The organism is Actinomadura sp. NPDC049753, from assembly GCF_040674655.1.
Classification (GTDB): Bacteria; Actinomycetota; Actinomycetes; order Streptosporangiales; family Streptosporangiaceae; genus Spirillospora; species Spirillospora verrucosospora.
Genome location: NZ_JBFARL010000119.1, coordinates 1 through 25,483, shown reverse-complemented (window position 1 = coordinate 25,483; position 25,483 = coordinate 1). Strand labels below are relative to the sequence as shown.

The window sequence follows — 25,483 nt, the reverse complement described above, 5'->3', positions numbered from 1 at the left end:
TCGGTGCCGATGTAGTTGTGGTTGAGCATCCTGGCCTCTTCCTGAGCCAGAACGACAACCCGCCGCGCGCGGTCGGTGAACCTCTCGAACATCTCCTCGCTCCTCCCGGGGTCGCCGGTTACTATCAGATTCTAAAGTGATTTGGCGAGGATCGGCGGCTGTTCGCAGTGGGCGTAAGAGCCCGGGGAGGCCGCGGGCCCGGCCGGCCGTCCGCATGCCGGCCTCGACCTGGAAGGGACCCATGTCTCTCGAACACCATCCCATGGTCGACGCGCTGGTTCCGGGTCCCGCCGATCGGCCCGACGGCCCGCACGAGTACCCGCGGCGCCGGCCGGGGCTCCACCCGGCGGCGCCCCGGCCGTCCCGCGCACGGGGCCGCCGCGCGGCTCCGTCCTCCCGCGGCGCCGGGTGGGCGTCGGGCATGAGCGTTCCGGGCGCGATCAGTCCCGTTTGCGGATCAGCGTGACGCCGTCCCCGATCGAGAGGATGACCGCCTCGACCCGGCCGTCCGCGGCGACATGGGCGTTGAACTCGCGGATCGCCCGGGTGTCGGCGTCCCTCGCGCGCCTCGTCGCGGAGACCTCCTCGGGGGGAGCGTCGTCGACGGGGTCGACGACGTGGCCACGCCACAGGACGTTGTCGGCCAGGACGGCGCCGCCCGGCCGCATGCGCGGGAGCAGCTCCTCGTAGTAGGCGACGTAGTTCTCCTTGTCGGCGTCGATGAAGGCGAGGTCGAACACCGGATCCGGGGCGAGCGCCCGCAGCGTCTCCAGCGCGGGGCCGAGCCGCAGCCGGATCCGGTCCGCCACCCCGGCCTGCGTCCACGCCTCGCGGGCGATGCGGCCCCATTCCTCGTCGACGTCGCAGCACAGCAGGCGGCCGCCGGGGGCGAGCCCGAGGGCGATGCAGAGCGACGAGTAGCCGGTGAACGTGCCGATCTCTATCGCCCGGCGGGCGCCGACGAGCCTGGTCAGCAACGTCAGGAACGCCCCCTCGTCGGGGCCGATCTGCATCCGCGCCACCGGGCCGAGCCGGGCGGTCCGCTCCATGAGACGGCGCTGCGCGTCGTCCGGGGGGAGGCTGTGCGCCGTGAGGTAGTCGTACAGTTCCGCCGTCACCGGCGTGGTCTTGAGCGCGCACATGGCCCCGGCCTCTCCGCGGTTCTCCGAGAAACTTTAATAAATTGTAGCAACATCCTTCTCATTTCCAAGGCGCGCGCGTCGTCCCCGCCCTCGCGTCGCGCTCGCTTTGAGCTGGTCAGTTAAGTGGCCACTGAAATCCTCGGCCGTCCCGGGCGGCGGAGAGGCGTCCCGAGGAGGGGTTGACGAGGGAGAATCGCTATATAAAACTTCAGCGACAGGGCCCCGTCATCGATCCGCGGACCAGGCAGTGGCCCACCACACGTTCTCGACAGACGCTGGAGGTGTCTGGTTTGAGCTCTCTCCGTGAGACGTACGAGTCCCTCAACCTCGAACCCAAGCCGATTCGTCCGCACATCCTCGCCGCGGCCACGGTCGTCTTCGGTGACGACTACTACGCCGGCCGGCGGGAGACCATCAACCTGTCCGGCTTCGTCCAGCTGAACAAGTGGCCGATGCCGGGCTTCGAGCACCGGGTGGACGAGAAGGGCCACGCCGAGCTGGAGACCGAGCTGATCAGCGCGCCCGAGGTCGGCATCAAGGGGTACAGCTACGAGCTGGACGACCGCATCCAGGTCCTGTCCAACCCGTTCCTCCCCAACTCCGGCCACGTGCGCCAGATCGTCCCGGGCAAGAACTTCCCGGCCGAGTTCTACATCCGGCGCTTCGGCATCCTGGAGACCAGCACCCTGCGGCTGGCCCACCGCAACGTCATCGACATCTACGGCGTGGTGGACAGCATCCCGCCGTACAAGAAGCCGCTGACCGGCCCGTACCTGGGCAGCCCGCGCGGTGACGGTCCGTTCGACGTGGTGCAGGCGCCCAACGTGGTCCGCGGGACCACCCTGCCCGAGGCCTGGTACCCGGCCAACGACCAGAACGAGCCGGTCGGCCTGACGCCCACGGTGTTCTTCGCCGCGAGCGCCGGCCCCTGCATGTCGATGCTGGTCGACCCCTCCATGATCATGCAGGTGTCCCTGGAGGGCCAGATCGAGGTCGAGGTCAACGGCAAGACCGAGGTCATCGAGCTGGAGGGCGACTACCGCAAGGCCGCCGGCACGGAGATCCTCCTGTTCGGCCCCGACAAGCACGACGAGGGCCAGGGCGTGCTCGCCCAGATGGCCCGGGTCGCCATGGTCGGCCACAACGAGGCCCTCGGCGGCCGCGTGATGCTGCGGGCGAGCTGGCCGCGGCCGTCGGGCGGCACGCTGGGCGACGGCACCGAGGACAGCCTCAGCCGGGTCAGGTTCCCGAGCGAGCTGAACATCGACGCCGAGTTCGAGCTGGTCACGCCGCACGGCAACCTGTACGCGGCCCGGCCCGCCCACGTGGCCGGCAAGCTCAGGGACCTGGAGGCCACCGGCAGCGAGCTGCGCATGGTCGGCGCGGACTCGCCGCTCGTCACCACCGACGGCACGGTCAAGGCACGGCTGACCGGCGTCCGGCTGGCGATGCGCGACGCCCACGTCGGCGAGACGGCGGCGGTCAACATCTGAGGTTTCCCGCGAGCCTCTTGACGCGACCGGCGGGACTGGATCTGATGGAAATTCCAATAGTTCCAGTCCCGCCGGGACGCGCGTGCGGCCCGCCCCGCCGGCCGTTCCGGGTACCTGCGAAGGGGAGGCGTCGTGGACCAGCGACTGCTGCTGATGCACCAGGCGATGCTCGCCGACCGGCCCCGGCTGGAGGCCTACGAGCGGGCACTCGAAGACGCGATCCCGCCCGGCGGCGTCGTGGCCGACATCGGGGCGGGCACGCTGGCGCTGTCCATGCTCGCGCTGCGGTGCGGCGCCGAGCACGTCTACGCCGTCGAGGCCGACCCTGAGATGGCCCGGGTCGCGGCCATGATCGCCGAGCGGAACGACCTCAAGGGAAGGCTCACCCTCGTCCACGCGGACGCGCGCCGGGTACGGCTGCCGGTCAAGGCGGACGTCGTGGTCTCGGAGATGATGGGCAACCTCGGGCCGGAGGAGCAGATGATGGAGGTCCTCGGCTCCTTCGCGCGGCGCAACCTCGCCCCCGGCGGCAGGATCGTCCCGGAGCGGCTGGTCACCCGGCTGGCGGCCATCGAGTTCGACGGCGAGGGCTGGGGGCTCTGGAACGAGGACTTCCTCGGCTACCGGCTGGACGCGGTTCAGGAATGTGTAGCCCCCGCCGCCCAGCTGCACTTCTTCCAGCGCCCGCCCGCCATGCTCAGCGAGCCGGCGGCCATCGCCGACCAGCGCGGCGGCAAGGGGGAGCAGCAGCGGCCGAGCCGGCGGCTGACCATCAACCGGGCCGGCCGGCTGCACGCCATCGCCGGATACTTCACGGCCACCCTCGCCCCGGGCGTGACGCTGTCCAACCTCCCCTCGTATCCGGGCTGCAACTGGGCGGTCTGGATCTGGCCGCTGCGGCACACCGCGGTGTCGGCGGGGGACGTGCTGCACGTCCGGATGCACCGGCCCGAAGACGTAAGGGTGGCCACCGACTGGCGGCTTGAGTGCGGCCTCAGCAGGAAGGGAGGGCGCTGATGCCTTACGCGGCGGGGTCGGTGCGCGACATCCCGGTTCGCGGCGGCCTGAAACTGTGCGGGCTGACCTGGACCGGGCAGTACCTCTGGTACTCGGAGGCCGTGCAGAACCAGATCGCGGCGATGGACCCCCGGACCGGCGAGGTGGTGCGGAGGATCCCGTGCCCCGGCGTCCGCACGGACCTGACCACCATCGGCGGCAGCCTCGTCCAGGTGGTGGGCGAGCGGCGGACCCTGCGGGTCATCGACCCCGAGTCCGGGGACGTCGTCGGCGAACTGCCCAACCCGCGGCCGGGGCGGCACCTGTGCGGGCTCGAGGCCACCGGCCAGGGCGTGTGGACGGGATACGAGGACCTCCAGGTCGTCGACCTGCGAAGCGCCGAGGACCTGCGGCTGATCGCCAGCTTCCCGGTGCGCCGTCCGGTCGCCGGGGTCACCGTCTCCGACGACTACCTGGCGTACGCCGACTACCGCGGATGCTCCATCAACCTGGTCGATCTGAAGCAGGGGCGCGAGGTGGCGTCGATCACCGTCAACGGCAGTCCCACCGGGATCGCCTGGGACGGCCAGCTGATCTGGTACTGCGACCACGCGACCCTCCAGCTGAGGGCGATCGAGGTGCCCGGAATCACCGGAGGCAGGCAGAGCCATGACGACGACAGGCGCTGAGCGGCGCACGGAGCCGACCCCCGCCGTGCGAGGGGCCCCCGCGCCGCTCGCGCTCGCGGGCCGGGGCGCGCGGGTGATGGCGATCGTCGTCGTGACCCTGGTGCCGGCCGTGGTCGCCGGGCTCGTCCGGACGGCGATGCGCGGCCGCGCGGCGGGACGCCGCTACCTCTACCGGCGGACGGCCGTCCTGCTGATGAGGCTCGGCCCCACCTTCATCAAGGCCGGTCAGGTCCTCGGCACCCGGAGGGACGTGCTCCCCGCGGCTCTGTGCGACGAGTTGTCCGTCCTCCAGGACTCGGTGGCGCCGCTGAACCGCGCCGAGACGCGCCGCGCCTTCGCGGAGGCCTACGGCCCGCGGGCGGCCGAGGGGCGCTTCGCGCACGTCGAGGAGCGGCCCGTCGCCAGCGGGAGCGTCGCCTCGGTCTACCGGGGCGCGCTCGCGTCCGGAGGCCAGGTGGCGATCAAGCTGCGCCGCCCCGGCATCGACCGGGTGATGCGGCAGGACCTCGCGCTGATGAGGGCGGGCGCCGCGCTGGCCGCCCGCCTGCCGGTCTTCCGCGGCGTTCCGGTCACCGACGTGGTGGACAGCATGTGCGCCGCCGTCCTCGGGCAGCTGGACTTCACCCGCGAGGCCGACAGCCTGACGCGGCTGCGCGACAACCTGGCGCCCGTGCCCCGGGTGTGGGTTCCGCAGGTGCACCGGGCGGAGTCGCGGCCGCGCTGCATCGTCATGGAGTTCATCCCGGACCTGGACGTGGGCGCCGCGGCGAAATGCCCTCCGGCGATGCGCCGGCGGTTCGCGGCGTCGGCGCTGACCGCGATCTACCAGATGCTGTTCGTCGACGGCTTCGTGCACTGCGACATGCACCCGGGGAACCTCTACTTCACCCGCCAGGGACAGGTCGTCGTGCTCGACGCCGGGTTCAGCGTGCAGCTGACCGAGCGCCTGCGCCGGCTGTTCGCCGAGTTCTTCATGAACATGTCCACCGGCCGGGGCAGCCGCTGCGCCGAGATCGTCGTCGAGAGCTCGGCGGGGGTGCGCGACGACGCCGACCTCGAGGGCTTCATCGTGCGGATGGCCGACCTGGTCGAGCGCAGCCACGGCCTGCCCGCCAAGGAGTTCAGCCTCATCGCCTTCGCCACGGAGATGTTCGACCTGCAGCGCCGGTTCGGCATCCACGCCGCGCCCGAGCTGATCTTCCCGCTGCTGTCCCTGCTCGTCATCGAGGGCACCATCCGCGAACTCGACCCGGAGATCGACTTCCAGGAGACGGCGAAGCCCGTCCTGAACCGCGGCCTCTTCGGCGCCCGGTAGCCGCACCGGACGCACGCCCGGCCCCCGTTCGCGTTCGAGGCCGAGTTATATAAGTTTGCTATTATTATCCCGTGCACGCGTTCGATGTTCTCGGCGATCCGGTCCGCCGCCGCATCCTGGAGCTGCTGTCCGCGGGCGGACACTCCTCCGGGGAGATCTGCGCCGTCATCCAGGAGGAGTTCGGCATCTCCCAGCCGGCGGTGTCGCAGCACCTGAAGGTGCTGCGCGACCACGGGTTCGCCTCGGTCCGGGCCGAGGGGACGAGGCGGCTGTACGCGATCGACCCCGCGCCCCTGCGCGAGGTCCACACGTGGCTGGAGCAGTTCCGCCGGTTCTGGGCCCAGCCCCTCGACGCCCTGGCCACGGAGGTCGCCAGGGGCCGGCGCGAGGCGCGCGGCACGGCGGGGGACCGGGCGCCGCGAAAGGCCTGATCCACCGGGCCGCCCGCCCCCGGGCCGCGGCTCGCGACGGGCGGACGGCCGGGGACGGGCTACAAGCGCGAGACCTACAGGCGCGCGACGAGGCCGGCCAGCTCGGCGGCGACGGCCGCGGGGGACGGCAGGCCCGCGACCTCGGTGTGGACCTCGGCGGTCGCCGTCCGCAGCGTCTCGTCCTCCAGCAGGCGCTCCAGCATCGTCGCGGTGATCTCCTCGGCGGGCGCCGTCAGGCCGATGCCCCGGTCGCTCACGTCCTGCCCGATGGCTTCTGAGGCCACGTCCTGCGGGTCCAGGGCGACCATCTGCGGGATGCCGGCCTCGACCGCGGACATGACGGTGTTGGCGCCGCCGTGGTGCACGACCGCCGAGCACGTCCGGAACAGCTCGCCGAAGGGGACCCAGCCGTCGGCGGGCCGGACGTTCGGCGGCAGCGTGCCCAGGGCGGAGGTGTCGACGTTGCCGAGCGCGAGCACGAAGTCGGCGTCGACCTTCGACGCGGCCTCGATGACCGGCGGCAGGGTGCCGAGGCCGAAGAACCTGGCCGAGAAGCCGCCGCCGAGCGAGAGCACGACTCTCGGCCGCTGCGGCCGCTGCCGCCACAGCCCCCCGAGGACGCCGCCGCCGTCGTAGGAGTGCCCGCCCATGAACCCGCCCTCGGGCCTGGCGTGCAGCATGCTCGGCGGCAGCCGCTCCAGGATCATCGCGGGCCGCGGGATGGCCGGTACCCCGTACTCCTCGCACAGATCCGACAGCAGCCCGGCCGTCAGCTGGTGGGTCCGCCCGGTGGTGAACGGCCCCAGGTTCCGCTGGACGGCCGGGACGCCGAGCCTGGCCGCCGCCATCGCCCCGACCGTGGTCGTCTGCTCGTAGACGACGAGGTCCGGGCGCCACTGGTCGACCACCTCCATGGTCCCGGCGACCAGCGGCCGGTTGAACCCGGCGAACATGGGCGCCCGGGGGGAGATGTCCCTGTCCGGCCCGACACTCCGGAACCACGCCTCCGCGAACCCGGGGTCGTCCTCGAGTACCTTCTGCGCGATCGTCACGGCGCTGTAGCCCGGCGCCACGTCGACCACGGGCAGCCCGGCCCCGGCCGCCCACTCGGGGCGCTCCGCGAGCGCCACGAGCACCTCGTGGCCCGCGGAGCGGAAGGCCCATGCCAGGGGCACGAGCGTGAAGACGTGGCCGGCCGCGGGAACGGAGATGAACAGCACGCGCATGGTGGAATCCTCCCGGGGGCGGGGACCGGGCTCCGACGAGGCGGTCCCCGGTCTACTCCTGCAGGAGATTACTATATATAGTTCAAGTGTCTAGCGAGCTGGAGGGTTCGTGACGCCGCCGATCTGCCCGCCCGACCTGTCGGCCAGGCCGTACCGCGCGATCGTGGAGCACCCCGCGGCCGCGCCGGCCGGCGCGGTGTTCCGCGCCTGGACGGAGCGGTTCGACCGGTGGTTCGCCCAGCCGGGCGAGATCGTGATGAAGGCCGAGGTCGACGCGCCCTACTTCTTCCAGACGTTCCACGAGGGGCGGCGGCATCCGCACTACGGCCGGTTCCTCCGGGTCGACCCGGACCGGCTGCTCGAACTCACGTGGCTCAACGAGGCGGGAACCCGCGGGGTCGAGACGGTGCTGACCGTCGAGCTGTCGCCCCGTCCCGGCGGCTCCCTGCTGCGCCTGACGCACGCGGGCTTCCCCGATGACCGGACGAGGGAAGAGCACGAGACCGCGTGGAGATCGATCCTCCTGAACCGCCTCGATCCCGTGCTGCGGGGGACGGAGGCCTGACCGGCGGCGCCGCGCGCCGCGCGTTCCGACCTGAGGAGTGTTCCGCATGGCCACTGCCGAAGAGTACGAAGCGCTCTTCAAGGCTTTCGACCACGACGGCGACGGCGTCATCGAGCAGACCGACGTCGACCTGCTCGTGCAGCGGTGGTGCCGCGCGCTGCACGTGTCGCCCGGCTCCCCGCAGTGGCTGGCGATAACGCGGCCGTCCAACCGGCTGTTCCAGCGGTTGGAGGGGAGCGTCGACGAGGCGGGTGACAAGAAGGTGAGCCGCGAGCAGTGGGTCGCCTCGCATGAGCGGCCGGGCTTCGTCGAGGACGTCGCCATCCCCTGGGGCGTCGCCGTGTTCGACATGGGCGCGGACGACGACAGGCGGGTGTCCCTCCAGGTGTGGATGACGACGCATTCGGCGACGGGCTACCCGCAGATGGAGAGCCTCGCCGGGTTCCAGCGGCTCGATGAGGACGGGGACGGCTATCTCGACAGGGACCCCTTCGTGAAGTACATCGAGGACTTCTACCACCGGGACCACGCCTGATCGGTTCCGGGGCGGCTCCGCCGACGGGTCATTAGACTTGTCTTATATAAGCTGCCGGTTTATTTTTTGCCCTGGACGGCTCAGCGCGGAGTGAGGGAGGCGGGCGAGATGACGACGTCCCAGCCGGTGGCGGGCGAGACAGTGCGCGGACCCCTGCTGACGCCCGGCGAGCGCCCGCCGAGGGCGGGCGTGCTCTCGGCGTCGCTGACCTTCGCGTTCCGCTCGCTGCTGAAGATCAAGCGGGCGCCCGAAGGGCTGTTCGGCGCCCTGCTGCAGGCGGTCATGTTCACCCTGCTCTTCACCTACCTCTTCGGCGGGGCGATCGCGGGGTCGCCCGGCGAGTACCTGGACTTCTTCCTGCCCGGGGTCTCGGTCATCGCGATCGTGCTCGCGAGCATGAACACCGGGTTCGTGCTGAACGTGGACATCGACCAGGGGGTGTTCGACCGGGTGCGTTCGCTGCCGGTGTGGCAGTCGTCGGTGCTGGTCGGGGCGATGCTGGGGGACGTGGTCCGGTACGCGGTGGCGTCGGTGGTGCCGCTGCTGCTGGGGCTGGCGCTGGGGTTCCGCCCCGACGGCGGCCTGGGCGGCGTGGTGCTCGCGCTGCTGTTCCTCCAGGTCTTCGCCTTCAGCCTCGCCTGGATCTGGGCCCTGATCGGCGTGGCGGTGCGCACGGCGGCGTCGGCGCAGATGCTCATCATCACGCTGGACTCGGTCCTGCTCTTCGGCAGCAACATCATCGCGCCGCGCGAGACCATGCCGTCGTGGCTCCAGACCGTTATCGGGTTCAACCCGATCACGCACGCGGCGACGGCCGTGCGCGGGCTGATGCAGGGCACCGAGACCGCGGGCCAGATGGGCCGGGCGTTCCTGGCCTGCGCGATCCTCGTCGCGGTCTTCGCCCCGCTCACCGCGTACGCGTACTCGCGACGCGGCCGCGCGTAGCGCCGGACGGGCGCCGCGGCCCCTCCGGAGGAGCGGGACGGGCTGTGCTACTTTAATTTAAAGTGAGTGTGGTGGCGCGACCGCACCCGGCTCCGGACGGAGGGTCATGGCCGACCAGTACACATCGGGTTCCGCGCCTGTCTCCGGGGAGCCCGGCGGGCCCGGGTACGTCGCCGCCTACCTGGAGCGCCTCGGCCTCGGCCACCCGGGCGAGCCCTCGCTCTCCGGGCTCTTCGCGCTGCACCGGGCCCACGTGGAGCGGGTGCCGTACGAAGTGCTGGAGATCCAGCTGGGACGGCCGACCACCGCGGACCCGCGTGACGCCGCCGCCCAGGTGCTGAAGGGGCGCGGCGGGTACTGCGTGCAGCTCAACGGCGCGTTCTCCACGCTGCTGGGCGCCCTCGGATACGACGTCACGTGGCACCGGGCCGGCGTGCACGCCGCCCGCAAGCTGCCCCCGGTCGGGCCGGCCGAACCGGCTCCGCACCTGGTGCTCACCGTGAGCGTCGGGGGCGAGGACTGGATGGTGGACGTCGGCCTCGGCGACGGGCTGCACGAGCCCCTGCCGCTGCGTTCGGGGACGTACCGCCAAGGACCCTTCGCCTTCCGCCTCGGCCCCTCGCGGTTCGAGACCGGCGGCTGGCGCTTCGACCACGACCGCGGCGGCTCGATCGCCGGACTCGACTTCTCGATGGCGCCCGCGAGCCCGGCGGACTTCGCCGAATGGCACCCTTACCTGGCCACCGACCCCGAATCGCGCCTGGTGCGGACGGTCGCGGTGATGCGGCGCGGCGCGGCGAGCATCGACGGCCTCACCGGATGCATGCTGCGGCACATCGACGACTCCGGCACGACGACCAGGGAGCTCGGTACCTCCGCTGAGTGGTACGGGGCGCTCGCCGAGGTCTTCGGCCTGCCGCTGGCGGACGTGGGCCCGCAGGAGCGGACCGCGCTGTGGACGAAGGTCCGGGGCGCCCACGAGGCCTGGCTGGAGGCGAGGGCCCGGCGGTCCGCGGCCCGGGCCTGAGGACACCGCCCGGGCCCGCGCATCGGCCGGGCTATGCCGGGACCTCGACCCGCGCGTCGTCGCCGACGACCAGGCTGAACCGGGCCGAGGCGCTCACGCTGGCGTTGCGGCCGATGATCGAGTCGTGCAGCCCGGCGAGGCCGGAGACGGACGCGTTGTCGAGGACGATGGAGCCGGCCACGCCGGCGCGCCGCAGGACGCAGCCCCGGCCGATCGACGTGCGGGGGCCGATGTGGCTGTCCTCGATGACCGAGCCCGCGCCGACGATCACGGGGCCCTCGATGCGGGAGCGCACGACCCGCGCCCCGGCCTCGACGACGACCGCGCCGTCGATCCGGCAGTGCGCGTCGACCTCGCCGGCGATCCCGGGCTGCAGCGACTCCAGGAGCCGGCGGTTGCAGTCCAGGACGTCCTCCGCGCGGCCGGTGTCCTTCCAGTAGCCGCCGTACTCGCTGGCCCGCACGTCCGCGCCCCGGGCCAGCAGCCACTGGACGGCGTCGGTGATCTCAAGCTCCCCCCGCGCGCTCGGCTCGATCGACGCCACTGCCTCATGGATGGCCGGGGTGAAGAAGTACACCCCGATCAGCCCCAGATCGCTCCGGGGCTCCTCCGGCTTCTCCACCAGCCGCTCGACCCGTCCCTCGACGTCCAGCTCCACCACCCCGAAGGCGCGCGGGTCGGCCACCTTGTGCACCAGCACCTGGGCGTCGGGCCGCCGCGCGGCGAAGTCCTCGGCGATGTCGGAGACGCCGTGGGGCAGCATGTTGTCGCCCAGGTACATCACGAAGTCGTCGTCGGCGAGGAAGCGGCGGGCCAGGATCACGCAGTGCGCCAGACCGAGCGGCCGCTCCTGGTGGATGTAGGTCACCCGCGCGCCGAAACGGGAACCGTCACCCGCGAAATCGATGATCTCCTGGGCGCGGTCGCCGACGATGATGCCGATCTCCGTGACGCCGAGGGCGCGGATGTTGAGAAGGACGTACTCCAGGACCGGCCTGTTGGCGATCGGCATCAGCTGCTTGGCCATGGAGTGGCTGAAGGGGCGCAGCCGCATTCCTGAACCACCCGACAGCACCAGAGCTTTCATCGGTTGCTTCCTCGCAGGCGCATAGAAGGAGCGCCGGTCTCCTGCCAGAGGGGCAGGAGACCGGCGGAGACGGTCTCGGCCATGGTGGGCGCCGCCGCGTCCCTGTCGGAGAGCAGCGGCGGCTCCGTGATCCCCCAGGGAAGCGCGAGATCGGGATCCAGCGGGTTGACGGAGATCTGGGCTTCAGGCGCGTAGGTGCTGGACAGGGCGTAGCAGACGCAGGTGTCGTCGGTGAGTGCCAGAAAGGCGTGGCCGGCGCCTTCCGGGACGTAGACGCTCCGGCCCGACCCGGCGTACAGCTCGTTGACCGCGTGGTGCCCGAAGGCGGGGGAGCCGATCCGCAGGTCGACCACGATGTCGCGCACCGCGCCCCTGACGCAGGTGACGTATTTCGCCTGTCCGGGCGGGACGGCCACGCTGCGGATCCCGCGGAGCGTGTTGCGCCGCGACGTCGAGCAGTTGATCTGGCGTGGGACGAACGGGCGCCCCAGCGCGGCCTCCAGCACGTCGGCGCGCATGACCTCGAAGAAGCCGCCGCGCCGGTCGGAGTTGTGGTCGGAGGTGAAGACGAAGGCCCCGGGGACGGCCGTCTCACTGACGTGCATGGGGCGCCGATCGTGACAGTCGCATCGTGGGGCCGCCCTCAGCTCGGGTCGGCGCGGTACGCCGCACGCAGGGTGGTCGAGGGGGCCAGCCAGGCCATGTCGGCGACGTTGGCGCGTGCGTGGGTCCAGTTCGCCACCAGCCGCCAGCCGCGGGCCTGCATGTAGGCCGCCACGGCCTGCCGGGTCGCCCCGCGGCGGTAGCGGGCCTCCGCACTGCCCTCGATCACGGCCAGGTCCAGCCGGTCGAGATCGGCGCCCTCCAGCACGTCCAGTTCCGCGCCCTGGGCGTCCACCACGAGCACGTTGCAGCCGTGCTGGACCTCGCGCACGGGGATGACCTCGGTGGTGTCCAGCCGGGTCACCGTCATCGGCGGCAGCGGCGCGAGCACGCTGGCCTGCTGGTCGTACTCCGTGACGTGCAGGGTGGCCGTTCCGCGCTCCCGCCCCGCCGCGGCCATGACGACCTCCTGGGAGGGCCGGCCGCCCTCCGGCCGGCCGGACAGGTGGCGCCCGAGCTCGCGGGCGAGCGCCGCCGAGTGGTCGCGATTGGGTTCGACCATGACGAGCCGCCGGAAACCGCACCGGACGAGCGCCGGCACTTCCTGCCCGACATGCGCCCCGACCTGCACCACTCCCACCGGCGCCACGCCGAGCCGGTCCATCAGCCCCGGGAGCTGCCGCTCCCATCTGACGTACACCGGGGCGGCGGACCGGTCGATCTCGGTCAGGGCGTGGCCCTGCGAGGCGGGGGAGGACCCGTGGGACATCGACGTACCTCCAGAGAAGACGGACACCACCGCGCTGTTAACTTTAGAAGCATATAGTACAGTGAGGTGGCGTGGCGGGCCCGGGCGGTCCCCCCAGGGCCGCGTCCGCGGCGGGCGGCGGCGGCGAGTCCGCCGGCGGAACGCCAGGACGAACCGGGACGCCGCCGGTTGAGGAGTCATACATGGCCTTGCGTGATGTGCGTGTCCTGCTTCTGTATCCGCCGAACCAGAGCGCCCCCGGGACGGTGTGCAAGCCGAACGGATCGCTCGCCTACCCCAACCTCGGCGGCGCCCTGCGCGACCACGGCGTCGACGTGCGCGTGTTCGACGCGTGCGTGGGCGACGACTCCGACGAGCTCGGAGGGATGTTCGACAGGCCCGTCCAGCTGCCGAGCGGCCTCCTCCGCACGGGCGTCAGCGACGAGCGGATCCTGGAGGAGGCGGCGGAGTACGACGTCGTGGGGATCACCTCGATCTTCACGGACCAGGAGACGATGGTCCTGAACTGCGCGCGGCTCATCCGGGCGGCCTTTCCGGAGAAGATCCTCGTCTCGGGCGGGGTCAACGCCCGGTCGCGGCTGCCGCAGTTCTTCCGCGCCGGTTTCGACGTCGTCTGCCTCTCCGAGGCCGAGGGCACGATCACGAGGATCGTCGACGAGGTGCGCGGGTCGTCCCGTCCGGACTTCTCCGGGATCAGCGGCGTCGCGTTCCGTGACTCCGGGGGGATCCGCGTCAACCCCGCGCGCCCGGACGACGTGGTCTGGGATCTGGACGCCCTTCCCATGCCGGCCTGGGACCTGCTGCCGAACGAGCGGTACTGGACCATCGCCCGGCCGCACTCGGGCGTGTGGGAGTCCGGTACGGAGCTGCGCTACGCGGACATGATGACCTCGCTCGGCTGCCCCTTCCACTGCGCCTACTGCCACATAGCGGGGGAGCAGGAGGGGAGCATGAGCGGGCCGATCGGGCGCTACCGCACCAAGTCGGACGATCGAGTGCTGCGTGAGCTGGAGGTCCTGAAAGGGCTGGGCGTGGAGCACGTGATGATCGAGGACGACTCGCTCCTGGGCGACAAGAAGCGCGCGCTGCGGCTGCTGAGGAAGATCCGGGGCGCCGGCGTCGACATCTGCGATCTGAACGGCATCAACATCATCCATCTCCTCAAGCGGTGGAAGCCCGACCACGAGGTGCTGGAGGCCCTGGCCGAGGCCGGCTTCACCCAGCTCAATCTTCCGTTCGAGTCGGGCAATCTCCGGATCCTGCGCAAGTACGCGAGCAACAAGCTGAACATCGAGATGGCCGACATCGAATCGTTGATCGTGGCCTTGAAGGACTACGGCTTCAAGATCTTCGGCAACTACATGATGGGTTACCCGGACGAGACCCTGGAAGAGATCGAGACCACGATTCGGCTGGCCCGGGACCACGTCTCCTACGGCCTCGACGCCGCGAACTTCTTCATCGTGGTCCCGCTTCCGGGGACGCCGCTGTTCGACACGGCGATCTCCGAAGGGCATCTCCGCAGCGACTTCGATCCGGACACGATGAACATCTACCGGGCGAACATGTCCGGAACGGTTGTGCCGTCGCACGTCCTGGAGGAGTTGCGCAGCCGCGCCTGGGAGGAGGTCAACTCCCCGACGTGGAAGAACGCGAAGAAGGCCTGGGCCGCGACGGAGAGCTGAGGGCTCTCGGGCGGCGCCGGCCGCCGGCGGTCCGCGGAGGGCCGGGAAGCGGGGGAGAAGGCGCCGCCCCGCCACGGCCGAGGTTCCGCGATGCGCGGCTGACTGGGTATACACTTCTAAAGTGAACCTGGGAGGCGGTGCGGGCACGTGAATCAGCGTCGGAACTACGGGCAGTACTGCGGCCTCGCCGGTGCGCTGGACATCGTCGGTGAGCGCTGGACGCTGCTCATCATCCGGGAACTGCTCACCGGGCCCTGCCGCTACAACGAGCTTCTGGCCAACCTGCCCGGCCTGGGGACCAACCTGCTGGCCGACCGGCTGAAGTTCCTCACCGAGGTCGGAATCATCCGGCAGCGGGCTCGCGAGGGTTCGAAGGTCCGGGTGTACGAACTCACCGAGCAGGGCCAGGGCCTGCGCGAGGCGGTGCTCGTGCTCGCGCGCTGGGGGCTCGGCGTGCTCACGGAGCCCAAGGCCGAGTACATCGTGCGCCCCCGGTGGGCGGTTCTCGCGGTGGAGGCGATGGCGGCCCCGACCGTGGACGGCCCCGACGAGCAGTACGAATTCCGCATCGACGACGACGTGTTCCACATCACGGTGCTGGACGGCAAGGTCTCGGTCGCCCATGGAAAGGCGACCGACGAACCGGCGCTCGTGGTCCACACGGACGCGGTGACCTTCGTCGACATCGGTGCCGGGCGCCTCGACCCGCTGGAGGCGACCCTCACCAGGCGGATCGTCATGGAGGGCGACGAGGACGCGATCATCCGCTGCTCGCGCCTGCTCGGCCTGGTGGCCTGAGAGAGCTCCCTCCTCGGGAGTGCCGGCGGCCGCCTTCCGCTCTTCAAAGGCAGATCTCGATAGCCCGTACCCCGTGCCGGTAAAACCGCTTGCGGCCGGAACCCCGGGCCTCGATGCCGCGTTCTACGGCGGATCTTCCGCTGTCGCGCCGCCGGCCGCGCGCCGGACGTGGAAGTCCTATCTTGACGCCGTCGCGGCGATAGCTTTTACTGGCGGCGAGCGCCTCGAATTCCGTGACGGCATGACGACGACGTTGCACCGGCGCAGAGTAATGAGCCCACTACGTGATCGCCATCGACATGAGACCACCAGCCGATTCTGATCGCCGATAGGACGGAAAGCGAAGAGCGCGGTCGCGGCCGTCATCGGGAAGGTGCCATCAGTGGACCATGTGCGCATGACCAGGCCGGTTCGTCCGAATCTCGACGCGGGCGGCCTGACATCGTATGGCTTCGCCATCCAAGCCGCGATCGGTCGGCGGCCCATGCGCTATCTGATAGGCCGTCGCTTTATCGACCACTCGGCGGTGACGGCCCTATTCGTTCTGCAACCGCAGATACTTGCCGGAAGTCATGTCTGGATAACCGAAGACCCCGTTCTCGGCGAATGCGATGTGGAAACGCATATACCCACGATGAGGAATTCGGTGCGCCTGGTCGAGCGGTATCTGTTCGACTGCCTTCCGCTGACCGACATCGGATATCTGGATCTCATGGCCTGGCGCTATCCCGGACTGGGCTCCACCCCCGAGGACGTCGAGGTCGACATGTCCTGGAGCCGGTGGCCGGCGGCCGAGCCGCGGTGCTATCTGGGACCGGTCACCACGCCCGGCCTCACCGTCACCGAGGCGATCGACCACGAGACCGGAATGGTCGTCGCGCGTTCCGTCGAGCGTCTCCGCCAACCGCTCCGCCGCTGGGAGGTCGTGCAGCTGGGCCGTCCGGACGTGGGCGGGCTGCCCGAGCGGGTCCGCGCCTCCCGCACGCGCGACGGCGGCTGGACGGACTTCCGCCGCGTCGGGGAGCCGGTCCCCGTCCCGCGGGAGGCTTTCGACGCCGGGCCCGCACGGCTCCGGGAGACGCTCGAGCGCGGGCTTTCCGGAAAGGCGGCCTGAGCGTGGTGGATCGTGCCACCGCCCGTTCCCTGGCGGCGAGGACCTTCCGGTTGGGCGCGTTCGGCGGAGCGGCGGCGGTCCGCATGGCGGCCATCGCCGCGACGTCTCCGGGGAGCACCCGCGGGCCGCGGCTGGCCGCCGAGATCGCGCGCCTCCTGGAGCGGCTGGGCGGGGCCTTCGTGAAGGCCGGGCAGATCCTCGGAACCCGCGTGGACCTCGTGGGGGAGACGGTCGCGACCGCGCTCGGCAGGCTGCACGACAGTGTGGAGCCGATGCCCCCGGCGGAGGCCCTGCGGACCGTCCGGGCCGGGCTCGGCCGGACCCCGCCCGAGTTCGTGAGGGCGGTCGGGGGGCCGTCGGTGGCCGGCGGCTCGATCGCCTGCGTGTACCGCGCGCAGCTGCGGGACCGGGTGGTGGCGGTGAAGGTCCGCCGCCCCGGCGCGGGCGCCGCGATCGCGGCGGACATGGCGGTGCTGCGGTTCGCCGCCGGGGTCGCCGCGCGGATGCCGGCGCTCCGGCGGGTTCCGTTCATGGAGATCGTCGACCAGGTCGGCGACTGCCTCATGGCCCAGCTCGACTTCGGCGCGGAGGCGGCGAACCTGCGGCGGCTGCACGACGCTCTGGCCGACATGCCGGACGTCGTCGTTCCGAGGCCCGTCCCCGAACTGAGCGGAGACGGGGTCATCGCCATGGATTTCATCGAGGGCCTCGACCGCGGAGTGATCGAAGCCCTCCCCGCGGAGGTCCGCGAAGCGCAGATCACCTCGCTCGTGCACGCCGTCTACCGGATGCTCTTCGTCGAGGGCTTCGTCCACGTCGACCTGCATCAGGGGAACACCTACTTCTTGCCCGACGGCACCGTCGTGCTCCTGGACGCCGGTCTGGTCTTCCGCATGGGACGTGAGGCCCGGGAGCGGTTCACCGGGTTCTTCGCCGGCATGATCCGGGGAGACGGCGAGGCGTGCGCCGACATCCTGCTGTCAACGGTGCGGCGCAGGGAACCGGACACGGATATCGCGGCTTTTCGCGCGGAGGTGTCCGACCTGGTCGTGCGAAATGCCGGAATGGTGGCCCGGGACTTCGATCTCCCAGCATTCTGCCTGGATCTGTTCGATCTTCAGCGGAAACACCGTCTCCACGCCGAGCCGGAGTTCATATTCCCCATGCTCGGCCTGCTCACATTGCAGGGTGTGGTCAAGCGCCACCATCCGATGATGGACTTCCAGTTGGAGGCCGCGCCTTTCGTGATGCACGGCCTGCTCGTGACGGGCGGCGTTACCGGCTGAGGCGTCGTCCCGGGCGGGCACGGGCGGGGTGAGAACGCGCTGGTGGGCGTCCAGGGCCCCTCGGCGCCGCAGGGGGAGTCACGGGCCCGGCCGTGAATGGGAAGCCCCGGCGGCCTGATCTCGTCGACTTTATGCGGGCGGTTTGCCGGCCACGGGATAGGCGGCACAGCGCGGCATTGGCGATCGTGTGCATTCTCTGCCGGTGAGGCGGGCCCGTGGTCGGAACCGGGCGGCCCGGCAGGGGGATTCGTGGTCGGCCCAAAGGCGGCTCGCTCGCCGGCGTCACGGTTCCGGCGCGACGCCGGCATCGGCTGCCGGAGCAGGTCCGCGCCCCGGTGGACGCCGTGCGGGCCGGCCGGCCGGCGCCGGCCGCGCGGGGCCGGGCCTCGAACCTCACGAATTTTCCCGGGGGCATCGCGCATGGGCTCGATGAGCGAGATCACGCAGAGCCGAACGCCATTGAGCTGATCTTTTGTGGTGAGACAACTTCATAGCGTGGCTTCGCGCTGTTCGGGCCGACGTGAACCGACCGCGCGGCTTCCCTCGCTTGCCTGTTCGAGACTACTAAGAGCATGTCTCATGTGGCCCGGCCGCGGATGCGGCATGATCGGTGTTCGTGTTGTCGGACCTTTCGATCCGGCTGGTGCCGGATGAGCTGTGGGAGATCGTCGGCCCTCTGATCCCGGAGTTCGCGCCGCGGCGGCAGGGCGGCGGGACGGCGCCGGTGGACGACCGGACGGTGTTCACCGCGATCGTGTACGTGCTGACCAGCGGGTGCGCCTGGCGGCACCTGCCGGCCGAGTTCGGGGTGAGCGTGCCCACCGCGCACCGGCGCTTCGCCGCGTGGACGAGGGCGGGGCTGTGGCCGCGCCTGCACCGCGCCGTGCTGGCGGAGCCCGGGGCGAGCGGGCAGCTCGGCTGGGTGTCGGCGATCGTGGAGGCCGCCACCGCCCGCTCGGAGGGGCGGGGACCGGAAAGCCCTCGTCCGGCGCCGGAAACGCCCGGCTCCACGTGAGACACGCTTGAAAGGTCAATGTTCCGAGCGCATCTCGGGGAGATCACCTCGGCAAGGCGTTAATCACTGATTCGCCCTATTGACAACCTGCTGAAATAGTTTGACGATGACCATCATTGCTGCTCACTCCGACGGCTGGAACGATCGCAGGTGGGCGGCCGGCGGGCGTTAGGCGCGATCGAAGGGGGGCGGCCGACGATGGCGGGCGATCGGAGGGGGCCGAACTCAAGTCTCTCGGGGATTTCGCATTCGCCGCGGTCAAGAAGATTGATGAAAGCCGTGGTCGGCAGATTCATCTCCGATCTGTGACCTGGTTCGGCAGCACGCAGCGTCTCGCGACGGTTCGGGAGGATATTCGTGTCCGGCTCCGGAAATGGGCAGCGTTACCCAACGCCTCATCAGTCCCCCATTGAAGAGGCAAATCGCGTCTCCGCGGCAAGAATGGTTCTCGACCAGTCGGCGAGGCCGCGGCGGAGCGGATTGGAGCTGCCTCCTCGACTTCCGTTCGAGACATGGCAGCGGATCGGACGCCAGATATCCCTGATTTCGGACTGCTCGCGCTGGTGGCTCGGCGACTGGCTCATCTACGGGGAGCGGCATTACCCGAACCGGTACCGGATGGCCATAGAGGCGACCTCGCTCGACTACCAGACGCTCAAGAACTACGCTTGGATCGCGCGCCGCATTCCGAGGTCCCGCCGGCGGGACCAACTCAGCCTCCAGCACCATGCCGAGGTGGCCGCACTTCCGCCGTCCGAGCAGGAGCACTGGCTGCAGCAGGCGGCAGAGCTGGGATGGACGAGAAGAGAGCTCAGAAAGCGCCTGCGGGGAATTCGCAACGGCGGCGAGGACAAGAAGCCCGATGAGGCCACCGTCCGCATCGATGTGATCGCTGAGCGCCAACGCCGCTGGCAGGAGGCCGCCGAAGCGATGGAGTTGAGCCTGGCGGAATGGATCGTGGTCATTCTGGACCAGGCTGCGGGCCAGGTCGCCGGGGCCGTCGCGAAGAACGACGAAGAGGCGTGACATTTCGCCGGGCCGAGTGTATGAGTAGAGGGGCGTAAAGCCGCTCATGCGCACTGCGCGGTAGGCGAAGGGGCGCTAGTCGGTCATCTTTCGACCGCGAAGCACCATGCACCGCATCGGTCGGAGGCCACCGCGGTCCTCGCCAGTACGAAAGAAATTCATTGGCTGAACGCCACCGGTCGCTATTGCCACTGTGGGGTTGGAATGGCCGCTGTAGGGAATCTGCTGGCGCCGCCGTTGCGCGGCTTTCTGGAAATCGATCCCAAGACCCTCGACGTCGAGCGCCTGGGGTTTCCGCCGGGTGATCCGCAGGCTCGTGCCCGGCTGGCGGATGTGGTGGAGAGCTTCGCTACCGGATTCAATACCGCTCTGGGTGCGGATCCGGCGGCCCTGGACTTCGGGACGCTGCCGCACGCGTTACGCGGGTTCGCCTTCGAAGGAGCGGCCATGGGCGTCGCCCTGGTCGACCTGGCCACCTTCTCGGGGGGCCGCAGAGTGCGCGCGCTGGCCGAAGGGGCCGGCGCGCGCTATGTCCACCTGATTCATGTCGGAGTCGGATGGGCGTACGCGCGCACGCATGTGCCTCCCTGGACGGGCATCCGCTTCGGGCGGCCACTTCTGCGCTGGCTCGCGTGGGACGGCTGGGGATTCCATCAGGCCTTCTTCAAGTCCCGGCGGGTGCTGGTGCGGCACTGGGTCGAACGGCCGGCGCGCGGAAGCGTGCGGACGATCCGGGACCAGGGTGTCGGCCGGGCCCTGTGGTTCTACGCCGGCGCCGATCCGGTCGTGGTGGCCGAGACGATCGGCGCCTTCCCGGCCGCCCGCAGGTCGGACGTGTGGGCGGGCATCGGGCTGGCCGCCGCGTACACCGGCGCGCTGCCCCCGGAGCGGTTGGGCGAGCTGCTGGTCCGGGCCGCGGGCTTCGAGGAGCACATCGCCCAGGGCGCCGCGTTCGCGGCGAAGGCGCACGTGGTGTCGCAGGAGGTGCCGGAGCGGTCGGCGGCCGCGATCGAGACGCTGACCGGGGCCGCCCCCGCGGTCGCCGCGGCGTGGACGGACGAGGCGGCGGTGACCGCCGAACGCTGCGGCAGCGGTCCGGAGGGTTACGAGGTGTGGCGCGCGAGGGTGCGCCAGGCATGGCGGAAGCACAACGAGGGGTGAGGGCATGACCAGGAGGATTCGGGTGCTGCTGGCCCCGATCTGCGCGGCGCTGCTCATCGTGGCGGGCTGGTACAACGCCCGGCTCCCGTCGGTGGCGCGGGCGGAGAACGAACGCCTGGCGAGCGGCTTCGCGTTCCAGCGGCAGCCGCTGAACGGGACGGCCTCGCCCCGCGACATACGCACGGTCGCCCCCGCCTACAAGGGCATCGACCACTGGATCTCGTCGGTCGGCGCCGCGGTGGCGCTCGCCGACATCGACGGCGGCGGCCGCGCGGACGACGTCTGCCTGGTCGATCCGCGCGACGACAGCGTCACGCTGCGCCCGGCGCCGGGCACCGGGGCGCGGTTCCCGGTGACCGGCCTGGCTCCGCACGGCCTTCCGTACGACAGGACGATGGCGCCGATGGGGTGCGTGCCCGGCGACTACAACGAGGACGGCCGCATGGACGTCCTCGTCTACTACTGGGGCCGTTCGCCGGTGCTGTTCCTGCGCACTCCGGCGGCGCTCGGCAAGAGCGACTCCTTCGCCGTGCAGGAGCTGGTGCGCCCGTACCAGGTGTGGAACAGCAACGCCGTGTCGCTCGCCGATCTGGACGGTGACGGCCACACCGACATCGTGGTCGGGAACTACTTCCCGGACCGGGCGCGGGTTCTCGATCCGACGGCGAGCCAGAGCGAGCTGCAGATGCAGAGCTCGATGTCCGCGGGCTACAACGGCGGCGTCAACCGGGTCCTGCGGTTCCGGTCCGCGGAGGGCGGCGCCCGTCCCTCGGCGGTCTACGGCGAGGAGCGCCGGCCCTTCTCCGACCAGGTCGCCAAGGGCTGGACGTTGGCGACCGGGGCGCAGGACCTCGACGGCGACGGGCTGCCGGAGCTGTACTTCGCCAACGACTTCGGCCCCGACCGCCTGCTCTACAACGAGTCCCGACCCGGGAAGATCAAGTTCCGCCTCCTCAAGGGCGTGCGCCACCTCACGACGCCCAAGTCGATGCAGCTGGGCAGGGACTCCTTCAAGGGCATGGGCGTGGGGTTCACCGACATCAACGCCGACGGCGTGCCCGACATCGTGGTCAGCAACATCACCCAGGAGTACGGGCTCCTGGAGAGCAACTTCGCCTGGGTGAGCACCCGCAAGAAGGTCGTGGGGCCCGACGGGCGCGCCTACTACGACGATCACAGCGAGCGGCTGGGGCTGTCCCGGTCGGGCTGGGGCTGGGACATCAAGGCCGGCGACTTCGCGGGCGAAGGGCGCGACCAGATCGTCCAGGCCACCGGATTCGTCGAGGGCAAGGACAACCGCTGGGCCCAGTTGCAGGAGCTCGCGATGTCCAACGACGAGGTCCTGGCGCACCCGCGCCTGTGGCCCAACGTGCAGAAAAACGACGACATTTCTGGCAATAACCCCAACCGGTTCTTCGTGCGCGGCTCGGACGGCCGTTACCACGACGTCGCGGACCGGCTCGGTGTCGGCGACCGCGGAGTGTCGCGGGGCATCGCGCTCGCCGACGTCGACCACGACGGGCGGCTCGACTTCGCCGTCGCGAACCAGTGGGGGCAGTCGCACCTCTACCGCAACGTCCGCAGCGCGCAGCGGCCCTACCTCGGGCTGAGGCTCCTCCGCTCGCCCCAGGGATGCGGAGCGCGGCCCGCCGGTTCCACCGCGACGCGACCGGCCGGCACCGGCGGAGCGCCGGCGATCGGCGCGAAGGTCGTCCTGGACTCCGGAGCCAAGGGCCAGCGGACGGGCCAGGTCTACCCGGCCAACGGCCACGCCGGCGTCTCCTCGCCGGAACTGCTGTTCGCGCTGGAGGGGGCCGCGGCGCCGGTCCCCGTCACGGTCACCTGGCGCGACTCCTGCGGCGGCCGGCACACCGGCAAGGTCCAGGCGACTCCGGGCTGGCACACCATGCTGCTCGGCCCCGACGGTTCGATCAGGGAGATGGCCTCGTGAACTCGGCGAACGTGGAACCCACCGCCAACCCGGCGTCCGCCGCCCCGGACAGGCCCGCCAAGGATCCGCGGATCATCGCACTGCGCCGGTTCGCGATCTCGATCACAGTCTTCAACATCCTCGGGCACACGGTCCTCGGGTTCGAGCCGTCCTGGGCGACCCCGCTCGCCGCGATGGCCGTCGCGTACGTGATGGAGCTGGGGCTGGAGACCCTGGACGCCTGGGCGACGCGGCGGCCGGTCAAGTACGCGGGCGGGCCGATGGCGCTCGTGAACTTCCTGATGCCCGCCCACATCACCGCGCTGGCCTGCGCGATGCTCCTCTACGCCAACGCGCGGCTGGGGCCGGTGATCTTCGCGGTCATCGTGGCCGTCGCGTCGAAGTATCTGATCAGGGTCCGGATCGGCGGGCGGCCGCGGCACGTGCTGAACCCCTCCAACTTCGGCATCGCGGTGGTCCTCGTGCTGTTCCCGTGGGTCGGGATCGCGCCTCCGTACCAGTTCACCGAGTGGGTCGGCACACCGCTCGACCTGGCCATCCCCGCGCTCATCCTCGCCGCGGGGACGATGCTGAACGCCAAGCTCACCAGGAAGATGCCCCTGATCCTCGGCTGGATCGGCGTGTTCGCGCTCCAGGCGCTGATCCGGACCCCCATCGAGGGCACGGCGACGCTCAGCGCGCTGCTGGCGATGAGCGGCGTGGCGTTCGTCCTGTTCACCAACTACATGATCACTGACCCCGGGACCACGCCGGTGCGGCCGCGCAACCAGGTCCTCTTCGGCGCGTCGACCGCCCTCGTCTACGCGCTCCTGGTCCACTTCCACGTGGTGTACGGCCTGTTCTTCGCGCTCGTCATCGTGTGCCTGCTGCGCGGCGCCGCCCTGGTGGTCATGGACGTGCGGCAGCGTTCCGTCGCGCGGCCCGCGACCCTGGCCGAGCCCAAGGCCGTGCCTCGCCCGGCCCCCGCGCGCGGGGGCGTGCTGGCGACCGGCGAGGAGGCGAAGTGACCGTTCCGAGCGACGCGATCGCCGTCGTCGGCCTCGGGTGCCGCCATCCCGACGCCTCCACGCCGGAGCAGTTGTGGGAGACGGTCCTGGCGCGGCGGCGCGCCTTCCGGCCGCTCCCGCGCGAGCGCCTCGACCTCGGCGACTACGGCGACCCGGCAGGGGGCCCGGACGCGACCGACCTGCGGTACGCGGCCGTGCTCGACGGCTGGTCCTTCGACCGTTCGCGCTACCGGGTGCCCGGACCGGCGTACCGGGTGACCGACCTCGCGCACTGGCTCGCCCTGGACGTCGCCGGCGACACGCTGGCCGCCGCCGGCTTCGCCGAGGGAGGCGGGCTGGACCGCCGGCGCGCCGGCGTGATCCTCGGCAACACTCTGACGGGCGAGTTCAGCCGCGCCGCGCTGATGCGGTTGCGCTGGCCCTACGTCCGCAGGAACCTGGTGTCCGCCCTCGCCGCGCGCGGCTGGGAGGCCGAGGAGATGGGCGGCCTGCTCCGGGAGGTCGAGGAGTCCTACAAGGAGCCGTTCGCCGAACCCAACGACGAGAGCCTCGTCGGCGGGCTGGCCAACGCCATCGCGGGCCGGGTGTGCAACCACTTCGACTTCCGCGGCGCGGGCTACACGGTCGACGGCGCCTGCTCGTCGTCCCTGCTCGCCGTCATCACGGCCTGCACCTACCTGCGCGACGGCGATCTCGACTTCGCCCTCGCGGGCGGCGTCGACCTCAGCCTCGACCCGTTCGAGCTGGTCGGGTTCTCCCGGCTCGGCGCGCTGGCCGGCTCGGCGATGCGGGTGTACGACGCCCGGCCCACCGGCTTCCTGCCCGGCGAGGGCTGCTCGATGGTCGCGCTGATGCGCGCCGGGGACGCCGTCGCCGCCGGGCGGCGGCCGATCGCCCTGATCAGGGGCTGGGGGATGTCCTCGGACGGGAACGGCGGACTGACCCGGCCGGACGTCTCCGGGCAGCGGCTCGCCCTGGAGCGCGCCTACGCGCGGGCGGGCTTCGGACCGGAGACCGTGGCGCTGTTCGAGGGCCACGGCACCGGCACCGAGGTCGGCGACCGCACCGAACTGCACGCCCTCACCGAGATCCACGACGGACGGCGGAGGCCGCGACCGGCGGCGCTCGGATCCGTCAAGGCCAACATCGGGCACACGAAGGCGGCCGCCGGCGCCGCCGGGCTGATCAAGGCGGCGCTGGCGCTGCAGCGGCAGGTCATCCCGCCGACCACCGGCTGCGACGAGCCCCACCCGCTCCTGCGCGACCCCGGCACGCCGCTGCGCATCGTCCGCGAGGCCGAGCCCTGGCCGGACGCCCCGCTCCGGGCCGGCGTCAGCGCGATGGGGTTCGGCGGCATCAACACCCATGTCGTCCTGGAGGCCGCGGGCGCCCGCCGCGCCACGGCGCGGTTGGCGGCCCGGGACCGCCTGGCGGCGCGGAAGCCGCTCGACTGCGAGGTCTTCGCCCTCTCCGCCGGCACGGACGCCGACCTCGCCGCCGTGCTGGACCGCGTGGCCGTGCGGGCGAGGACGATGTCGCTCGCCGAGCACGCCGACCTGGCCGCCGCCCTGGCGGAGCGGGCGCACGGCGACGCGCCGGTGCGGGCGGCCGTCGTCG

The 25,483-nt window shown here is 71.1% G+C and carries 25 protein-coding genes; 19 read left to right on the top strand and 6 right to left on the bottom strand.

Annotation, left to right across the window (positions count from 1 at the left end; genetic code table 11):
• Positions 1-440: 440 nt before the first annotated feature.
• Positions 441-1,142 (bottom strand): class I SAM-dependent methyltransferase, encoded by a 702-nt coding sequence (locus AB0K37_RS26605; protein ID WP_363985590.1) that lies wholly within the window; start codon positions 1,140-1,142, stop codon positions 441-443.
• A gap of 290 nt (positions 1,143-1,432) precedes the next feature.
• On the opposite strand from AB0K37_RS26605, the gene AB0K37_RS26600 reads away from it, so the two are divergent.
• From AB0K37_RS26600 to AB0K37_RS26580, 5 genes are all read left to right on the top strand, one after another.
• Positions 1,433-2,635: a DUF6004 family protein gene (locus AB0K37_RS26600; RefSeq protein WP_363985588.1), complete on the top strand. Its 1,203-nt coding sequence runs from the start codon at positions 1,433-1,435 to the stop codon at positions 2,633-2,635.
• A gap of 132 nt (positions 2,636-2,767) precedes the next feature.
• Entirely contained in the window at positions 2,768-3,652 is an 885-nt protein-coding gene (locus AB0K37_RS26595; protein ID WP_363985586.1) for a class I SAM-dependent methyltransferase, read from the top strand.
• A complete protein-coding gene (locus AB0K37_RS26590; RefSeq protein WP_363985584.1) occupies positions 3,652-4,320 on the top strand; it encodes a hypothetical protein in 669 nt (222 codons plus the stop codon). The genes AB0K37_RS26595 and AB0K37_RS26590 overlap by 1 nt, the downstream gene beginning before the upstream one ends.
• Positions 4,301-5,635 (top strand): AarF/UbiB family protein, encoded by a 1,335-nt coding sequence (locus AB0K37_RS26585; RefSeq protein ID WP_363985582.1) that lies wholly within the window; start codon positions 4,301-4,303, stop codon positions 5,633-5,635. Before AB0K37_RS26590 ends, AB0K37_RS26585 begins: the two co-directional genes overlap by 20 nt.
• A gap of 71 nt (positions 5,636-5,706) precedes the next feature.
• A complete protein-coding gene (locus AB0K37_RS26580) occupies positions 5,707-6,066 on the top strand; it encodes a metalloregulator ArsR/SmtB family transcription factor (RefSeq protein WP_363985580.1) in 360 nt (119 codons plus the stop codon).
• Between the two features lie 74 nt (positions 6,067-6,140).
• Here AB0K37_RS26580 and AB0K37_RS26575 read toward each other — a convergent pair whose 3' ends face one another.
• Complete coding sequence (locus AB0K37_RS26575; protein WP_363985578.1) at positions 6,141-7,292, bottom strand: nucleotide disphospho-sugar-binding domain-containing protein; 1,152 nt, start codon at positions 7,290-7,292, stop codon at positions 6,141-6,143.
• 109 nt (positions 7,293-7,401) lie between these two features.
• On the opposite strand from AB0K37_RS26575, the gene AB0K37_RS26570 reads away from it, so the two are divergent.
• The 4 genes from AB0K37_RS26570 to AB0K37_RS26555 all read left to right on the top strand — a co-directional run bounded on the left by AB0K37_RS26570 (position 7,402) and on the right by AB0K37_RS26555 (position 10,364).
• Positions 7,402-7,857, top strand: coding sequence for an SRPBCC domain-containing protein (locus AB0K37_RS26570; protein WP_363985576.1), 456 nt, complete (start codon positions 7,402-7,404; stop codon positions 7,855-7,857).
• Positions 7,858-7,903: 46 nt separating this feature from the next.
• Positions 7,904-8,392: an EF-hand domain-containing protein gene (locus AB0K37_RS26565; RefSeq protein ID WP_363985574.1), complete on the top strand. Its 489-nt coding sequence runs from the start codon at positions 7,904-7,906 to the stop codon at positions 8,390-8,392.
• A gap of 108 nt (positions 8,393-8,500) precedes the next feature.
• Complete coding sequence (locus AB0K37_RS26560; protein WP_363985572.1) at positions 8,501-9,337, top strand: ABC transporter permease; 837 nt, start codon at positions 8,501-8,503, stop codon at positions 9,335-9,337.
• A 106-nt stretch (positions 9,338-9,443) separates the two neighbouring features.
• Entirely contained in the window at positions 9,444-10,364 is a 921-nt protein-coding gene (locus tag AB0K37_RS26555; RefSeq protein WP_363985570.1) for an arylamine N-acetyltransferase, read from the top strand.
• Positions 10,365-10,395: 31 nt separating this feature from the next.
• Here the strand turns inward: AB0K37_RS26555 and AB0K37_RS26550 are convergent, their stop codons facing one another.
• From AB0K37_RS26550 to AB0K37_RS26540, 3 genes are read right to left on the bottom strand one after another with little or no spacing between them, the layout of a single operon-like run.
• Positions 10,396-11,451, bottom strand: coding sequence for a glucose-1-phosphate thymidylyltransferase (locus tag AB0K37_RS26550; protein WP_363985568.1), 1,056 nt, complete (start codon positions 11,449-11,451; stop codon positions 10,396-10,398).
• Entirely contained in the window at positions 11,448-12,056 is a 609-nt protein-coding gene (locus AB0K37_RS26545) for a dTDP-4-dehydrorhamnose 3,5-epimerase family protein (RefSeq protein WP_363985566.1), read from the bottom strand. Before AB0K37_RS26545 ends, AB0K37_RS26550 begins: the two co-directional genes overlap by 4 nt.
• Positions 12,057-12,094: 38 nt before the next feature.
• Positions 12,095-12,823 carry an FkbM family methyltransferase gene (locus tag AB0K37_RS26540; protein ID WP_363985564.1) on the bottom strand — a complete coding sequence of 243 codons (729 nt, stop codon included), beginning with the start codon at positions 12,821-12,823 and terminating at the stop codon, positions 12,095-12,097.
• A 182-nt stretch (positions 12,824-13,005) separates the two neighbouring features.
• Here AB0K37_RS26540 and AB0K37_RS26535 point away from each other — a divergent pair, with 182 nt between their 5' ends.
• Positions 13,006-14,508, top strand: coding sequence for a radical SAM protein (locus AB0K37_RS26535; protein ID WP_363985562.1), 1,503 nt, complete (start codon positions 13,006-13,008; stop codon positions 14,506-14,508).
• Positions 14,509-14,655: 147 nt separating this feature from the next.
• Complete coding sequence (locus AB0K37_RS26530; RefSeq protein WP_363985560.1) at positions 14,656-15,306, top strand: winged helix-turn-helix transcriptional regulator; 651 nt, start codon at positions 14,656-14,658, stop codon at positions 15,304-15,306.
• A gap of 43 nt (positions 15,307-15,349) precedes the next feature.
• Here AB0K37_RS26530 and AB0K37_RS26525 read toward each other — a convergent pair whose 3' ends face one another.
• On the bottom strand, positions 15,350-15,565 hold the full coding sequence (locus AB0K37_RS26525) for a hypothetical protein (RefSeq protein ID WP_363985558.1): 216 nt from the start codon (positions 15,563-15,565) through the stop codon (positions 15,350-15,352).
• 138 nt (positions 15,566-15,703) lie between these two features.
• Here AB0K37_RS26525 and AB0K37_RS26520 point away from each other — a divergent pair, with 138 nt between their 5' ends.
• The 8 genes from AB0K37_RS26520 to AB0K37_RS26485 all read left to right on the top strand — a co-directional run.
• On the top strand, positions 15,704-16,420 hold the full coding sequence (locus tag AB0K37_RS26520; RefSeq protein WP_363985556.1) for a hypothetical protein: 717 nt from the start codon (positions 15,704-15,706) through the stop codon (positions 16,418-16,420).
• Between the two features lie 2 nt (positions 16,421-16,422).
• Positions 16,423-17,706, top strand: coding sequence for an AarF/UbiB family protein (locus AB0K37_RS26515; protein WP_363985554.1), 1,284 nt, complete (start codon positions 16,423-16,425; stop codon positions 17,704-17,706).
• Positions 17,707-18,322: 616 nt separating this feature from the next.
• Positions 18,323-18,721, top strand: coding sequence for a transposase (locus AB0K37_RS26510; protein WP_363985552.1), 399 nt, complete (start codon positions 18,323-18,325; stop codon positions 18,719-18,721).
• Positions 18,722-19,162: 441 nt separating this feature from the next.
• On the top strand, positions 19,163-19,747 hold the full coding sequence (locus AB0K37_RS26505; protein ID WP_363985550.1) for an LmbU family transcriptional regulator: 585 nt from the start codon (positions 19,163-19,165) through the stop codon (positions 19,745-19,747).
• Positions 19,748-19,951: 204 nt separating this feature from the next.
• A complete protein-coding gene (locus AB0K37_RS26500) occupies positions 19,952-20,908 on the top strand; it encodes a DUF1702 family protein (RefSeq protein WP_363985548.1) in 957 nt (318 codons plus the stop codon).
• Between the two features lie 4 nt (positions 20,909-20,912).
• Positions 20,913-22,859, top strand: a complete 1,947-nt coding sequence (locus AB0K37_RS26495) for a VCBS repeat-containing protein (RefSeq protein WP_363985546.1) — start codon at positions 20,913-20,915, stop codon at positions 22,857-22,859.
• The gene (locus tag AB0K37_RS26490; protein WP_363985544.1) at positions 22,856-23,866 is read left to right on the top strand and encodes an enediyne biosynthesis protein UnbU; all 1,011 of its coding nucleotides are present in this window, start codon (positions 22,856-22,858) and stop codon (positions 23,864-23,866) included. The genes AB0K37_RS26495 and AB0K37_RS26490 overlap by 4 nt, the downstream gene beginning before the upstream one ends.
• Positions 23,863-25,483: beta-ketoacyl synthase N-terminal-like domain-containing protein (locus AB0K37_RS26485; RefSeq protein WP_363985542.1), on the top strand; the 1,621-nt coding region annotated here is incomplete at its 3' end. The genes AB0K37_RS26490 and AB0K37_RS26485, both read left to right, overlap by 4 nt.